Origin of the sequence: Mucilaginibacter gossypii (genome assembly GCF_900100945.1) — a bacterium.
GTDB lineage: Bacteria > Bacteroidota > Bacteroidia > Sphingobacteriales > Sphingobacteriaceae > Mucilaginibacter > Mucilaginibacter gossypii.
This window is the reverse complement of record NZ_FNCG01000002.1, coordinates 533318-548158: the sequence shown is the minus strand read 5'-3', so window position 1 is coordinate 548158 and position 14841 is coordinate 533318. Positions and strand designations below refer to the sequence as shown.

At 39.8% G+C, this 14841-nt stretch carries 10 protein-coding genes and 1 pseudogene; 8 read left to right on the top strand and 3 right to left on the bottom strand.

Annotated elements, in window-relative coordinates:
- Positions 1 to 124 precede the first annotated feature (124 nt).
- The 7 genes and pseudogenes from BLS28_RS05855 to BLS28_RS05820 all read left to right on the top strand — a co-directional run bounded on the left by BLS28_RS05855 (position 125) and on the right by BLS28_RS05820 (position 9732).
- Entirely contained in the window at positions 125 to 514 is a 390-nt protein-coding gene (locus BLS28_RS05855; protein ID WP_218134355.1) for a cupin domain-containing protein, read from the top strand.
- A 435-nt stretch (positions 515 to 949) separates the two neighbouring features.
- Positions 950 to 2206 (top strand): site-specific integrase, encoded by a 1257-nt coding sequence (locus tag BLS28_RS05850; protein WP_091163335.1) that lies wholly within the window; start codon positions 950 to 952, stop codon positions 2204 to 2206.
- A 504-nt stretch (positions 2207 to 2710) separates the two neighbouring features.
- Positions 2711 to 2878 (top strand): annotated as a pseudogene (locus BLS28_RS31540) (helix-turn-helix domain-containing protein); the annotation flags it as partial.
- A 105-nt stretch (positions 2879 to 2983) separates the two neighbouring features.
- Positions 2984 to 3319: a plasmid mobilization protein gene (locus BLS28_RS05835; protein WP_091163333.1), complete on the top strand. Its 336-nt coding sequence runs from the start codon at positions 2984 to 2986 to the stop codon at positions 3317 to 3319.
- Positions 3316 to 4512: a relaxase/mobilization nuclease domain-containing protein gene (locus BLS28_RS05830; protein ID WP_091163332.1), complete on the top strand. Its 1197-nt coding sequence runs from the start codon at positions 3316 to 3318 to the stop codon at positions 4510 to 4512. The genes BLS28_RS05835 and BLS28_RS05830 overlap by 4 nt, the downstream gene beginning before the upstream one ends.
- A 371-nt stretch (positions 4513 to 4883) precedes the next feature.
- The gene (locus BLS28_RS05825; RefSeq protein ID WP_091163331.1) at positions 4884 to 8177 is read left to right on the top strand and encodes a helicase-related protein; all 3294 of its coding nucleotides are present in this window, start codon (positions 4884 to 4886) and stop codon (positions 8175 to 8177) included.
- Positions 8170 to 9732: a DNA methyltransferase family protein gene (locus BLS28_RS05820; protein ID WP_091163330.1), complete on the top strand. Its 1563-nt coding sequence runs from the start codon at positions 8170 to 8172 to the stop codon at positions 9730 to 9732. The genes BLS28_RS05825 and BLS28_RS05820 overlap by 8 nt, the downstream gene beginning before the upstream one ends.
- 175 nt (positions 9733 to 9907) lie before the next feature.
- On the opposite strand, the gene BLS28_RS05815 is transcribed toward BLS28_RS05820, so the two are convergent.
- The 3 genes from BLS28_RS05815 to BLS28_RS05805 all read right to left on the bottom strand — a co-directional run bounded on the left by BLS28_RS05815 (position 9908) and on the right by BLS28_RS05805 (position 12849).
- Entirely contained in the window at positions 9908 to 11494 is a 1587-nt protein-coding gene (locus BLS28_RS05815) for a M56 family metallopeptidase (protein ID WP_091163329.1), read from the bottom strand.
- A gap of 15 nt (positions 11495 to 11509) precedes the next feature.
- A complete protein-coding gene (locus BLS28_RS05810; protein WP_091163328.1) occupies positions 11510 to 11911 on the bottom strand; it encodes a BlaI/MecI/CopY family transcriptional regulator in 402 nt (133 codons plus the stop codon).
- 131 nt (positions 11912 to 12042) lie between these two features.
- Positions 12043 to 12849: a phosphatase PAP2 family protein gene (locus BLS28_RS05805; protein WP_091163327.1), complete on the bottom strand. Its 807-nt coding sequence runs from the start codon at positions 12847 to 12849 to the stop codon at positions 12043 to 12045.
- 263 nt (positions 12850 to 13112) lie between these two features.
- Between BLS28_RS05805 and BLS28_RS05800 the strand changes: the two genes are divergently transcribed.
- Positions 13113 to 14792: a GH39 family glycosyl hydrolase gene (locus tag BLS28_RS05800; RefSeq protein ID WP_091163326.1), complete on the top strand. Its 1680-nt coding sequence runs from the start codon at positions 13113 to 13115 to the stop codon at positions 14790 to 14792.
- Positions 14793 to 14841: the final 49 nt, after the last annotated feature.

Here is a 14841-nt window from a genome sequence, read left to right as displayed (position 1 = left end):
TTTCACCTTTAAAAAAAACTTTATGTTTCGCATCCTTACTTTCTCGTTGTCGGCGCTTTTATTCGCCGGCACTGCCAGCGCCCAAATTTCCAAGAACGGTCAATTTCGTCTAAATCTCCACGAAGTGAAGGCCCTCAAAACCGGTGGGGGTACAAATGCTCCCGGATCGTCCAATTATTCGGCTGTTAAGGAAATAGTAATCATGGGCAACCCCTCCAAACAAGGAATGTATATGATACTGCTGGAGATTGAACCGAATACCAAAATAGCCGCCCACATGCATCCGGACCAACGCACGGCCACGGTACTGTCGGGCACATGGCACTTTGGTTACGGTGACAAATTTGACTCATCAAAACTCAAAGAGTTGCCCGCAGGCAGTATTTATTCGGAAGTAGCCGGACAGAATCACTTTGCCATGACCGGAAAAGAACCAGTTATTGTCGAAATAACCGGGTTCGGCCCATCCGGAGTAACTTATGTCGATCCGAAAGATGACCCTTCCCATAAATAGCATAATACTTCAACTCAGAATTTTGAAATTCTAATTGGGCATATTAGCAGAGCGTCGATACTCATGTTAACATGAATTTCATTTACATATTGATTCAAACCAATTATTCTGACTATCTCTATCTTTTCCTAAGATTATTAGCCGTCATAATTATTGGGTCGAGAGTTCGAATCCCTCCGGCTCCACTTTTACAGGTCTAAAGAAGATCAAAACGCTATAAAACCCGGTTTTATAGCGTTTTTTTTATGAATTCTCCCTCAAAAGATGTCAAAATAGCTCAACGTTCTAGAGACCTATTCGGAGACCTCGACAAGTTTCTTACCTTAGGTCTCTGGAAACACTGGAAGCTATTGTATTTCAATTTGTTATACAAAATCAACTGATTGAAATCCGCTGTGTAAAGGACTGATTTTTTAACCCTTTAGAGACCTGAAAATGACAAAATCTTTTGCCCTTTTGTTTCAGATGAAACGAACAAAGGCGTTACCCAATGGAAACGCCCCTATTTATCTTCGGATAACTATTGATAGTGAGCGAGTTGAGATCGCAACTAAGCGAAACGCCCCGCCTGATAAATGGAATAATACCGCCCAAAAAGTAATGGGCAATACAGAAGATGCCCGATCTGTCAACAGCCACCTCAAGACAATTGAGCAAAAAGCTTATGAGATTTATCGGGAAATGATCGAACGGAAAATCCCCATTACCGCACAAACCTTTAAAGATCGCATGAATGGCATTGAAGAGGAAGTTGTTTGCCGTATGTTGATCCCCATCTTTGAAGATCATAACAGGCAGGTTGAGGCGCTGGTTGGAAAAGAGTATGCACCTGCTACAGCCATTCGCTATCAGACCACGATTAAACATGTAAAAAACTTTTTAAAGTGGAAGTATAAGGTCTCTGATATTAATATTCAGGATTTAGACCATGAGTTTGTAACATCGCTGGAATTCTATCTTAGAACCGTAAGGCACTGCAATAACAACTCAGCAGTAAAGTATATCAAGAACTTAAAAAAGATAATCCATATCTGCGTGGCTAACAATTGGCTTGTACGTAGTCCTTTTATTAACTATAAGACGAAGATTAAAGAAGTAATCAGAGATTTCTTATCAAGAGAGGAGCTGGATTTGATTAGTGAAAAGCGCTTTGTTTCAGAAAGACTGAATCAAGTTCGTGATGTATTTTTATTCAGTTGTTATACCGGCCTGGCTTACGCCGATGTCAATAAATTGAAACGCTCTGAAATAAGCACCGGCATTGATAGCCAGAAGTGGATATTTACTACAAGGCAAAAAACCGACACTGCTTCCCGCATCCCTTTACTGCCCGTGGCTCTTGAACTATTGAAAAAATATGAAGATTATCCCTCATGTATTAATGAAGGGAAATTGCTGCCAGTTTTAAGCAATCAAAAAATGAATGCCTATTTAAAAGAGATAGCTGATGTATGCGGCATTCAAAAGGAATTAACGTTTCATATTGCCAGGCACACCTTCGCCACTACAGTTACGCTTGCAAACGGGGTATCTATAGAAAGCATTTCAAAAATGTTGGGACATAAGAATATTCGTACTACCCAGCATTATGCAAAAATTTTAGATAGTACAGTTAGCCGGGATATGGATATGCTAAGAGGTAAGATGGAAGAGAAAAAATCTACCGTCCTTAATAAAATCACCAATCAGTAATAGTTAATAAATTAAACAATTTGATGTTCCAAATTGGAACATCAAATTGTTTATAATGGCAAGCCCAATCTTGCTTTAAAAATTTCCAAGTCCGACTCGGATAAACTTGGAGTAAATTCCAATACCATTCGTTGATTTTTGTTAAAAAAACACCTACCTCGTACATGAGGTGTGAAGTTTTTTCAAGCAAGACTTTCACTTTTGTGCTAATACATAACAACTCGTTGTAATAAAAAAAACACATAAGTTAGGCATGAGTGGTGAATTTTATTTAAACAAAGGGTACAACTTTGTACCAAGGGTACAGCCGAAAGTTGGACTTGTCTAATACCATATATCGCAATAGGTTTAAGTTTTAACAAATAAAAACGAATATTTATTATGGCTGCAGAAATTATCACCAGAGAGGATTTGCAGGAGTTTGGAGAACGATTGATAAATCAAATGAAAGCTTTGTGAGGCGGCGGCTCAACAGAGGAGCAAAAAAAGTTTTTAAAGACCTACCAGGTTAAGAATCTTCTAAAAATCTCCGACAATACCTTGCAAAACTTACGGCAGAATGGAACTATACCATTCACTAAAATAGGTGGTATCCTTTACTACAATTACGAGGATATTATGAAAGTTTTGAGAGGGGAAGCAAAAAGCAAACGTATAAATTTCAGTAAATAAATGTGTGTTCATCTGTTAGGAGCAAGCCATGTTTTCGCTACGCTTAAACGGCTTGCTCCTTCGGAGTTAAAATTGATTTTGCACTTCGTTTAAAAATCTAAGATCATGGGAAGGCCAACGTTACAGGAAGAAGAAAAAAGGATCATACAAGTGAATATCCGGCTGACAAAAGATGAGAATGATACCGTCTTAAACTATGCCGAAGCATCGGGCATGACACCGGCAAACTGGATCAGGCAAAAAGCCTTTACTGGAAGATTTCCCAATATAAAGCTATCGCCAGTAAATGCAGCGCTGTACCGTGAACTGCAAAAGGTTGGTGTAAATCTCAATCAGGCAGTAAAGCAGTTACACGCGGGCAAATTATCACCGGCCTACCTTTCTATCCTTTTAGGATTGATGAAAACGCAGAAGGATATTTTAAACTGTTTAATGAAATGACAGGGGATCAGGTCAAAGGGAAGGGTTTTAGAGGAGCACTTAATTATAACCTTGAGAAAGTAAACAAGGGCGTAGCAAAGTGGCTCGACACTTCATTTGCTCAACACGACGAGCGGACAATTATGGATGAAGTAAAAATGATCCGAGTGCTAAGGCCCAATTTGGCCAAATACTTTTATCATACCTCGGTTAACTTTCCACCACATGAAAATTTGAAGGATGATCAAATGTTAACCATTGCCAAAGATTATCTGGAGGCTATGGGATTTGACCAACACCAATATGCAATATTCCGTCACTTTGATGCAGATCATCCCCACATGCACATTTTAGTTAACCGCATTGGTTATGATGGTACAGTCCTTTCCGATAGTAAAGACTACCAGCGAAGCGAACAGATAATTAGGAAGTTAGAAAAGCAATACGGATTAACTGAAGTAATCTCCAGTCGCCAGGCAAAAGAACGAGCGATGACTAAGAACGAGTTGGAAATGATGAAGCACACAGACGAACCATCTGTAAAAATGAAGTTGCAGGTCACTATAAAAAACATACTAAATCAAAAGCCAATCGCAGAGCAATTTATCAGTCAACTTAAAGCACAGGGTATTAATGCTTTATTTAATCAGGCCAGCACCGGATTTGTAAGTGGAATTTCTTACGGCTATGAAGGGATGCAATTTAAAGGCGCTCATTTAGGAAACGCTTACAAATGGCAGGCTGTTAAAAATGCTATCAATTATGAACAAGAAAGAGATCGCACAGCAATATACCAGGCAAATGTTAGGACAAGAGCCAACCAGTCTGAACGAACCGGACAATCAACCTCTACCGGAGCAACTGAGCGAACTATCGCAGATACAAAAGTTACTGCCGGAAATAGAAATGATGTACAGCAGGGCACTGGAAAACTACAGGATCAAATCGGAAAGGCAAATAGAAATAACATCAAGGCGGCTCAACCAGTTGGAGAGCACAGCGGCCAACCTATCATTTCAAATAAAAAGCATCGTGGCGAGCGCGGAGCAGATCTATCAATCCAACAATCGGGTCGGCAGCAGATGGTTAATTCGGCTATACTTGGTGGCAATCTTATCGGGAATTTGCTCGGCGTTGATAACAATGCTGGTGATATGGATCAAAATGCGGTGAATCAGTTTAAGCGGAAAAAGAGATGCCGATATAGGCCATGATAATGAAAAGTTTACTTCCAGTGTAACGATAAGACCCAATTTTTAAGGCTTATCGTTACATTAGTTGGGATAAATATACATACCAACTTTGCTACCGAAAGTTGCTGAACTACACAGCACGTTATTGCACGTGAACCATTCTATTACCGGCCTCGCCGCGTAGAGAGAAATATTTCCTGCTGCACATAATCTATCTGCTTGAGCTCAAATCATATAGCAAATCGATGCTTCATAACTATAATTTAAAATACTCATTTTTTAAAAGCTAGTTATAAAAATAAATTTTAATCGACTAGAGAGGCGGTTATAAAAATCTTATAAATTAAAACAATATGAAATTTTAGTGAGATATTGCTTTAATATTGTAGTGTATGTCATCTCATTTTTTTACTAATAACAAAGAGCGCAATCTCTTTGATAAATTCACAGGAATAATCCGTGACATGAAAGACTTATATGCCTTTCATGCCGTTATAGGATATTTTCGATCTTCAGGTTATTTCGCTTTGCAAGAGCATTTAAAAGACTTAAAAGAAATTAAAATACTTGTCGGAATAAACGTTGACCAAATGTTTGCCGAGGCTCAAAGTAAGGGACTGTTGTACTTTGGAGATGAGGTAAAAGCAAAAGATGAGTTTTTGAAGTGGTTTATTCAAGACATAAAAGAGGCAAAATATTCTTCTACCGTTGAAAATGGAATTTTGCAATTTATAAATGATATGATCGACGGTCGTATCGAAATTAGAGCTCATAAATCCAAAGCTATACATGCTAAGTTTTATTTATTTCTGCCTGAAAAACACACAGAACATTCCGATGGGTGGGTAATAATGGGGTCATCCAATTTAACAGATGCTGGTCTGGGTCTCAAAAAAGCGCCTAATTATGAACTTAATATTGCATTGAAAAACTACGATGATGTTCAGTTCACAAAATTGGAGTTTAGTAATTTGTGGGCAGAAAGCACTCAAATATTACCTGCCGACATACAATTGTGGAAACAAAAAACACATATTGGTCAATCATTCACGCCATTTGAGATTTACATCAAATTTTTGATTGAATATTTTGGAAAAAACATTGATTATGACCCAGATACTGTAGGTGATTTACCCAAATCTTTTAAGAAGCTTAGTTACCAAATAGATGCTGTGAACGAAGGCTTTCAAATGCTTAGTGAGCATAATGGTTTCTTTTTAGCAGATGTAGTAGGTTTAGGTAAAACTGTAGTTGCTGCTATGATTGCAAAGCGGTTCTTAATTGCTAACGGGTCATTATATACTAAGATTCTTGTCGTATACCCTCCTGCGCTCGAAAAGAATTGGAAAAATACTTTTAAACAATTTGGGATTGATCGCCATACTAAATTTGTTTCAAATGGCAAAATCAATAAAATAATCGAAGGTGATATAAACTATTGGGCTAAAGAAGATTATGATCTAGTACTGGTTGACGAAGCGCATAGATATCGCAATCATACATCGCAAATGTTTAGCCAATTGCAGCGGATATGTAAGGCACCTCGCAACGGCGAAGGATTACTATCCGGTGCAAGGAAAAAGGTAATGCTAATATCCGCAACCCCATTAAATAACCGGCCACAGGATTTATACTATCAGTTGTTGCTTTTCCAAGACGCAAGGCGTAGTACATTGCAGGTTACGAACCTTCAAACTTTTTTCGGACCGATTATTCGCGAATATCGTGAAATTCTACAAGCTGACATTCCTGACATGGAACGAATCCGCGCGTTATATCTAACAATTAGGGAAAAAGTTATTTCACAAATAACAGTCCGGAGAACAAGAAGAGATTTGAAAAACTATCCTAAATATCTCGAAGACTTAAATGCGCAAGGAATAAGGTTTCCTGAAATCGCCGCTCCCAAGGCAAAATTATACGAATTAAATACGCGCTTGAGCAAATTATTTTATCACACGATATTTTTTTTAACGGACAAAGACAAAATTAATTACAAACGCTATCAGGCTATAGGTGCATTAAATAAGGAAATTAGCGAGGGTGTCTATGACAATGCTGAATTGGTTTCTTATTCACTTGCAGCTATAATGAAAACGCTAATGATAAAACGGCTTGAAAGTAGCTTTACTGCTTTTAAATCTTCACTTAATAACCTCAAAATATCGACTGGTAGGATGATTGAGATGTTTGAAAAAGGGAAGATATTTATAGCACCTGATCTTGGTGTTAATAGTTTAATGGAAAAGGGGTTATCATTTGAACAGATTGAAACAAAAATTTTGGAAGACAGTATATCAAATCCTAAAAGCAATGTTTTTAAACCGCAAGATTTCGACGAAAATTTCATTATTGATTTAAAAAAAGATCATGATTTTTTAAGTGAGTTGGTTGAGGAATGGAAAAACATAATCGAAGATCCCAAATTAGATAAATTTGTTGTTGCTCTTAAGACCGAATTATTTAACAAGGAAATTAACCCCACAGGCAAACTTGTTGTGTTTACAGAAAGCGCCGACACGGCACATTATCTCTGTGAAAAGTTAGAAGCAATTCTAGATCAAAAAATCCTTTGTATATCCTCTGAAAACAGGAGTAAACAATTTGATACTATACAGGAAAATTTTGATGCCAATTATTTAGGAGAGCAAAAAAACACTTACAGTATAATTATCACTACTGATGTTTTAGCAGAAGGTGTAAATATGCACCGTGCCAATGTTATTGTGAATTATGATACCCCTTGGAATGCAACTAGATTAATGCAACGTATTGGACGCGTTAATAGAATTGGCAGTGTAGCCGGTGTCATCTATAATTATAACTTTTATCCTTCGCAACAGGGAGATGAGGAAATTAAACTATACAGCAAAGCTTTGGTTAAATTACAAGGATTTCACACAGCCTTTGGTGAGGATGCGCAAATTTATACGCACGAAGAGCTGTTAGAACAGTTTGAATTGTTTAAAGAAGGATTGCCTGATGATGAAGATAAACGTTTACAATATCTTCGATTTATTAGAGAGTTTAAAGACAATAATCCTAAGGAGTTCAAAAGAATTAAAGGTTTTCCATTAAAGGCAAGGACAGCAAGAGATAGCAAAGAAGCTCAAAAAGAGAATGTAATTAATTCATCTGTTGTGTTTCTAAAATCTAATTTCAAAATCGAGTTTTATAAAGTCGATGAAAAATTTAAACCAACCCCCCTGTCATTTCTTGAAGCAGCAGAATTATTTCAGGCAAAAATAAATGAAACATCTTTTGAGTTACCTGAAATGCATTATAATCAAGTTCAAACAGCTTTGACTACTTTTGAGAAGGATTTTTTAGGTGTATCTACGGCAACAGTAACAACTAATGATAAAGCTGACGGAGTTTCGTCTCAAGCTAAAAAGTTTTTGAGAGATTTTAAAAGTCTCACTAAGAGGTCAGAAGTAAAAGTTGCCTGTGAAAACTTAATTATTCTAGTGGATAAAGGTGTACATACACCATTACCTAATGAATTAAAAAAAATCAGGCAACAATTAGACAAACGGCAAATTACGTATGGACAATTGGATAACCTTATATTGCTTGTTGCTAATAAATATGATGCTTACGAATCAAGTGATGAAGAAAAACCAGAAGAAATTGAAGTTAACATTTCACCTGAAGTTGTTTTAAGCGAGACATTTATTAATGGATAAAAAACAATTACAAGACATATTTTCAAAGCCATATTCAATTGAATTATGGCAAAAGGTATTGGTGGACATATTCGATGTAAAATTTTTACATCAAAATCCACTGTCTATTTTATTGCCAACGAATGATAAGGCATCTGAGGCGTTCGAATTGGGTAATTTCAATACTAAAGACGATAGAATTATTGGGATTTATCAAGTCAATATTAAACCGGGAGTTTGGCTTGAACGCAATAAAGTAGGTTTAAGGGAACTACTTAGACAAGTTTATAAATACGACGTGGACGGTGCCTTAATTGTTTTTGTTCAAGACAACAAGTGGCGTTTATCTTTTGTATCAGAAATAAGGACTCTCGATGAAGATGGAACTATAGGTGTAAAAAAAACCGAACCTAAGCGATATACATATCTTTTAGGAAGAGGAGAAAAAATCAGAACCCCTGTTTTAAGGATTATTTCGTTATCGGGCAAGCCGATTGGCCTGGAAGATTTAAGAAGTGCCTTTAGCGTTGAGGCATTAAACAAGGAATTTTATGAAATTATCGCAGATAAATTTTCCAATTTAATTGGAGGCAAACGAATCCGAAATGGCAAAACGATTAATTATGAAAGGAGTCTCATTTTACCTTCAATAGGAGACGGTCCGGGTTCGCATGAAATTTACCAAGAGTTCGCAGTTCGGCTAATTGGCCGGACGGTTTTTTGCTGGTTTCTGAAAGTTAAAAAATCCAGGTTAGATATTTCCTTATTACCTGAACATTTACTTTCTAGTGAAGCTGTGAAAGAAAACCCAGGTTATTATCATTTTATCTTGGAGAAACTTTTTTTTCAAACTCTAAACACTCCGATGGATTTTAGGAATGAAGACCTGCCCTTAGGTTGCGAACAAGTTCCTTTTTTAAATGGCGGTCTATTTGAACAGCAAGATGAGGACTATTATTCATTAAACAAAACGACGGGACTGTCACAAAATATCAATACACTTGTCATTCCGGACGAGTGGTTTTTTGATTTTTTTATTGAGCTAGAGAAATACAATTTTACAATCGATGAGAATTCGGTAGTTGATATTGAGGTAAGCGTTGATCCTGAAATGTTAGGAAGGATATTTGAAAACTTATTAGCAGAAATTGACCCAGATAGCGGTGATACTGCGAGGAAATCTACCGGTAGCTTTTATACACCCCGCGAAATAGTCGATTACATGACTTCGCAAAGCTTAGTATACTATATTCATGCACAAACCGATATTTCTAATGAACGATTGGAACCTCTGTTTAAACTGGATAACGGCGAAAACATACAATTTGAAAGTAATGAAAAACAGGAAATCTTAAAAGCATTAGATAGGATCAAAATATTAGATCCAGCCTGTGGTTCCGGGGCATTCCCAATAGGAATGTTGCAGAAAATAGTAATGGCGTTACAGAAACTAGACAGCAATGCAGTTTGGTGGAAAGAAAAGGCGTTGAAGGCCGTTTTTTTTCCCGGTTTCTGCGCATTTGCCGCAGTTGTTAACGCCGTTGCTGCTATCAGCAACAGGGCACTCCTTAAATAATTGGTTTTCATTTTTCTGTTGATTTAATAGTTTAAAACTTGGGCAATAGATTTCCCTTCCGCCCAAGGGAAGGGCAGTTTAAAAATTGATTGTTAACATAATTGATTATTACATAGTCCGGCCAATAAAGCAGGGTGCACCTCTGCTCTAACTACCAAATAAGAAATGTACCTGCTTAATTCTGAACGCTTACTTTGCTTTTTATAGGTTCTGTTTGGGGTTTACTTACCTGTGCCTGGTCACGGCGCGTCTGCTCCTGATCGCGCTTAGCTTGTACCTGGTCCCTTTCGGCCTGTTCCTGGTCAAGTTTAGCCTGCGCCTGATCCCGCATGGCTTGTTCCTGATCACGTTTGGCCTGCTCCTGGTCGCGACGAGCCTGGTCCTGATCTACTTTGGCATGTTCCTGATCCCGGCGGGCCTGTTCCTGCCCGCGGTTATATTCGGTTTTATCGGCCGAAACTTGCTGGCTTTCTTTTTCGGCCCGTTGTTTTGCGAGCTTCGCATCAGCTTCAAGCTGCTCCTGTGGAGAACGCGGCTCAGCATTAGCCATAATCACATTTTCATTTGCAGCAACAGGCTTTTGAGCTACCGCAATGTTTCTGTACTTTGGGTGTTTTGGTTTATCGACAGATTTAACGGGTGCAACCGGCTGTACACCTGCAGATGGTGTGATATGCCGCTCCTGTTTATACACATAAGTTTTATCATTACCGGGATTATTAACTTCCCGGATCTGTGCGATGGTCGCCGTAGCTATTATTGCCGAAAGGATAACAACACCGCTTATCAAAAATGCTTTATCACCCTGGCTTACCGTTTTGTTTTTATTACCAAGGATGCGGCTTACCCTTTGCAACAGCTGGTTCTTTTTACCGGGGAACGCAACCGCATAATTTGCTCCGTAAAGCGAATGTTCTTTAAAGCTGATCAATGCCTGTATAAAATCGCGTTTGTTTTTTGTTTGGGCGAGGGCGATATCATCGCAGCAGTTTTCCCGCTCATCCCGAAGCAGGGACGAGATCCACAATAAGCCGGGATTAAAGAAAAATACGGTTTCGGCAATGGTTTGTAAAAAGTTAACGAAATAATCATGCCTGCGGATATGGGCCAGTTCATGCAGCAACACCGCTTCAACCTGTTCGGGCGGCAGCCCTGCCAATAAACCCGCCGGGATCAGGATTACCGGTTTCAGGTGCCCGATAACCATGGGTATTTTCACATAACCCGATTCAAGCAGCCGAATAGCCCGCTTCAATTGCAGTTTTTCGCAAAGCAGCTCAACCCTGTTTTTCCAATACCCGACAGGTTCGGATACCTGCCTGTGTTTGGCGGTATGGATAAATATGAGCCCGCGCATCATCCTTACAGAGCGGAACAGGAAAAACACAAACCACAGCAGCACAACCATTGGTGCATTGACGGTAAAATAACCGATACAGGTATTGGCAAAATTCCGGATCCCATCAGCATTAAGGTTTAATAGCTGCGATGCACGATTACCTATAGCATTACCAAACGCCGCAGTTACAGGTTGCCTGTTCCATTCCCAAACAAAAGTGAACAGACAGCTCCCTATAAACAGTAAAAACAGTACAAGCACCAGGTTGTACCTTACTGCCGCGCTTGCTTTTTTGGTCAGGAACATCACCACCGCACTCATAACCGACAACAACAGCCCCTGCCACAGCGAATGGATCAGCATCCAGCTAAAAGCCTGTATCAGGCTGTGGGAAATGGTGTTGGTGTTAAGGAGCAGGTACATATCTGTAAAGTTTAATTATTGATCGTCCATGTTTTTGAGCAGCTCTTTTATTTTTCTGAGTTCTTCGGCCGATGTTTTGTCGTTGCCCAACAGGGCTACAATCAAATCGCTCGGCGAACCATTATACATCGAATCAACAAAACGGCCAAGCATATTACCTTTCACCCTGCTTTCCTCAACCGCGGCGCTGTAAACGTGCTTCATATTGGTTTCATCGCGATTAAGCATCCCCTTCTCTTTCATTACCTGCATCAGCTTAAGGGTGCTTGTATAAATTACCGCTTCCTTTTGCTCGTTAAGCTTATCATGCACAAACCTCACTGTCGACGGGCCATGGTGCCACAACACCTGCAAAACGTCCATTTCTGTTTTGGTTGGCGTTAAATCAGCAGTAATATCCTTTTTAAACAAACTCATAAACCAAAGGTATGTATTAAAAACGTACGTTACAATAGCTAAGTTATTTTTCTTGAAAAAAAATTCCTCTAAAACAAAACAACCACCCTAATATTAAGGTGGTTGCAAATTATAAATATAAGATCAGTTGTTTAAAAACTCTTGGCGAAGGTTAATCCAACCCTTCCGTCCTGGTAAGTTGGCAACAATAAAGAGTTGTTGTTTTTCCCTTTCTCATTTCCCCCACGGAATACGCCATTACGGATAAGCGGGTACAGGTAATAAGCCGCTTTGGTTGACAGGATACCAAAACCAGCTCCTGCTATGATGTCGCTAAACCAATGCTTGTTGTTATATACACGCAAAATAGCAGTGGTAGTTGCAAACGCATAGCCCACACCACCGTATATGGGCGACCGGTCGCCATATTCCTGGGCCATAAACTCGGCAGAAACAAAAGCGTTACCGGTATGGCCTGAAGGGAACGAAAACTTATCTGAGCCATCGGGCCGCTCACGGTGGGTAACACGTTTTAAGCCAAAAGTGGTACCGGCAAATATGGCTTCAGAAAGCACGAGCAGCATAGTACGGTCTATAAATGTATTTTTACCATGAACACCAGCCAGGTTAAGCGCATAAACGGACACTATAGGCGCGTATTGCATGTAATTATCAACCTTGGTATGGAAGCCGGGATGATCCTTGTTCATATCATTCCGTACGCGATAATCAATATTACGTATAAATCCCACTTTAAACGATAACAGGCCATAAGTGATAAAAGCCGCGGGCGGTATGTATGACGGAAACCTACTTTGAAGATGCTTAACCGTATCGGGCAATGTCAGGATATTCCTGGCCGAATCTTTCTGCAAAGAATCCCTTTTTACAGCATCTTTTTGTAATGTATCCTTAACCTGGGCATATGATGACAGCGAGAACGAAGCTGCCAATAGCATCGAAATAAAATAAAACCTGAACTTTTGCAAAGAAATCCCCCTTATTAAGCGCTGATAGCAGCAATTATACAATTTAATTCTGTAGAATTTCTGAAGCGCGTAAACAATAAATTAACACGCTGTTAACGTAAATTAAGTTAAATATGTTGTACGTGATTTAAAATTGATTGAAAGGCCATGCCCGCATTTTAATTGTTCTTTTTACAATAAATAAAATTACCTATGTTTGATCTATACTCCTTATAAACCACCAAACTACCTGAATGAAGATCATCAAACTTGTCCCCTGCCTTTTATTATTTATCAGCGGCCGCATTTTTGCCCAGGACCAGGCCAATATCACCATCAGCCTAAATAATAAAATTGGCGATATGTACCCCTTTTGGGCATGGTTTGGCCACGATGAGCCTAACTATACCTACATGAAGGATGGCCGTAAACTTTTGTCGGAGTTGGCCACTTTGAGCCCGGTACCGGTACGCATGCGTGTGCACAACCTGCTTACCACAGGCGATGGCACAGCCGCGTTAAAGTGGGGATCAACCAATGCCTATACTGAGGATGCCAGCGGCAAACCTATTTATAACTGGCACCTGGTTGACAGCATATTCGACACTTACATTAAACTGGGCATGAAACCTTATGCCCAGATAGGTTTTATGCCCGAGGCCTTGTCAACCCACCCCAAACCTTATCGCCATTATTGGAAACCCGGCGATAACTATGATGATGTTTACACAGGATGGGCGTACCCTCCCAAAGATTATAATAAATGGGAAGAGCTTATTTATCAATGGGTAAAGCATTGTGTACAGCGCTACGGCCAAACCGAGGTTGAAAGCTGGTACTGGGAAGTGTGGAACGAACCAAACATAGGCTACTGGAAAGGTACTATGAAAGAGTTCTTTAAACTGTATGATTATGCTGCCCATGGCGTAAAACGTGCCCTGCCTACCGCGCACGTGGGCGGACCAGAAGTTGCAGGTGGCTCAAGTCCCGGCGGGATGAAGTTTTTGAACGCATTCATTAATCATTGCATTGCCGACACCAACTATGCAACAGGCAAAATAGGTTCGCCTATTGATGTGATCTCTTTCCATGCCAAAGGGCAGCCTACGCTGATCAATGGCCGGGTGCGTATGAACATGGCCCCGCAGATCCGCGATATCAGAGAAGGCTTTAAAATTGTAGCATCATATCCCGAAACTAAAAACACCCCGATAGTGATAGGCGAATCGGACCCGGAAGGTTGCGCGGCCTGCGGTATGGCTACCAATCCCTCAAATGCTTACCGCAATGGCACCATGTATTCGAGCTATACAGCAGCTTCCATAGCCCGCGAATACCAACTGGCCGACTCATTAGGTATAAATTTTATGGGCTCCGTATCATGGTCGTTCGAGTTTGAAAACCAGCCCTGGTTTTATGGCTTCCGCGATTTGGCTACAAACGGAGTTGATAAGCCGGTACTTAACGTTTTCCGGATGCTGGGCATGATGAAAGGCAAACGCCTGAAAGTAACCGGCGACCAGATGTATTCGCTTAAAACCGTAGCTGATTCAAGCATCAGGGGAAATAATACAGATATTGGTGCTTTGGCAGCCGCAGATAAAAAAGAAATGACCGTATTGCTGTGGAACTACCATGATGATGACCTGCACGATGCAGGGAAAACCGTAAAGATCAAGATAGGACACCTGCCACCCACCTTTGTAAAACTAACTCAATACCGCATAGATGATGAGCATAGCAATGCCTACGAAGTGTGGAAAAAGATGGGTTCACCGCAAAAACCTACAGCTACGCAAATTAAGGAACTTGAAAAAGCAGAGCAATTACAACAGTTTGGCAAACAGGTTACGCTACAAGCTAAATCAGGGCTGGCAGGTGCCACTGTATTGTTACCAAGGCAAGGGGTGGCTCTTTTAAAGTTTAGCTGGTAAGCAAACAGCATCTATCAAACTATAAAATTGTTCCAGCCTGCCTAACCGT

What these genes read in the sequence shown, in the direction of transcription:
- BLS28_RS05825 (WP_091163331.1), top strand. Translation starts at nt 4,884, where the DNA reads ATGTCATCTCATTTTTTTACTAATAACAAAGAGCGCAATCTCTTTGAT.
- BLS28_RS05830 (WP_091163332.1), top strand. Translation starts at nt 3,316, where the DNA reads ATGACAGGGGATCAGGTCAAAGGGAAGGGTTTTAGAGGAGCACTTAAT.
- BLS28_RS05820 (WP_091163330.1), top strand. Translation starts at nt 8,170, where the DNA reads ATGGATAAAAAACAATTACAAGACATATTTTCAAAGCCATATTCAATT.
- BLS28_RS05805 (WP_091163327.1), bottom strand. Translation starts at nt 12,849, where the DNA reads ATGCTATTGGCAGCTTCGTTCTCGCTGTCATCATATGCCCAGGTTAAG.
- BLS28_RS05835 (WP_091163333.1), top strand. Translation starts at nt 2,984, where the DNA reads ATGGGAAGGCCAACGTTACAGGAAGAAGAAAAAAGGATCATACAAGTG.
- BLS28_RS05810 (WP_091163328.1), bottom strand. Translation starts at nt 11,911, where the DNA reads ATGAGTTTGTTTAAAAAGGATATTACTGCTGATTTAACGCCAACCAAA.
- BLS28_RS05850 (WP_091163335.1), top strand. Translation starts at nt 950, where the DNA reads ATGACAAAATCTTTTGCCCTTTTGTTTCAGATGAAACGAACAAAGGCG.
- BLS28_RS05815 (WP_091163329.1), bottom strand. Translation starts at nt 11,494, where the DNA reads ATGTACCTGCTCCTTAACACCAACACCATTTCCCACAGCCTGATACAG.
- BLS28_RS05800 (WP_091163326.1), top strand. Translation starts at nt 13,113, where the DNA reads ATGAAGATCATCAAACTTGTCCCCTGCCTTTTATTATTTATCAGCGGC.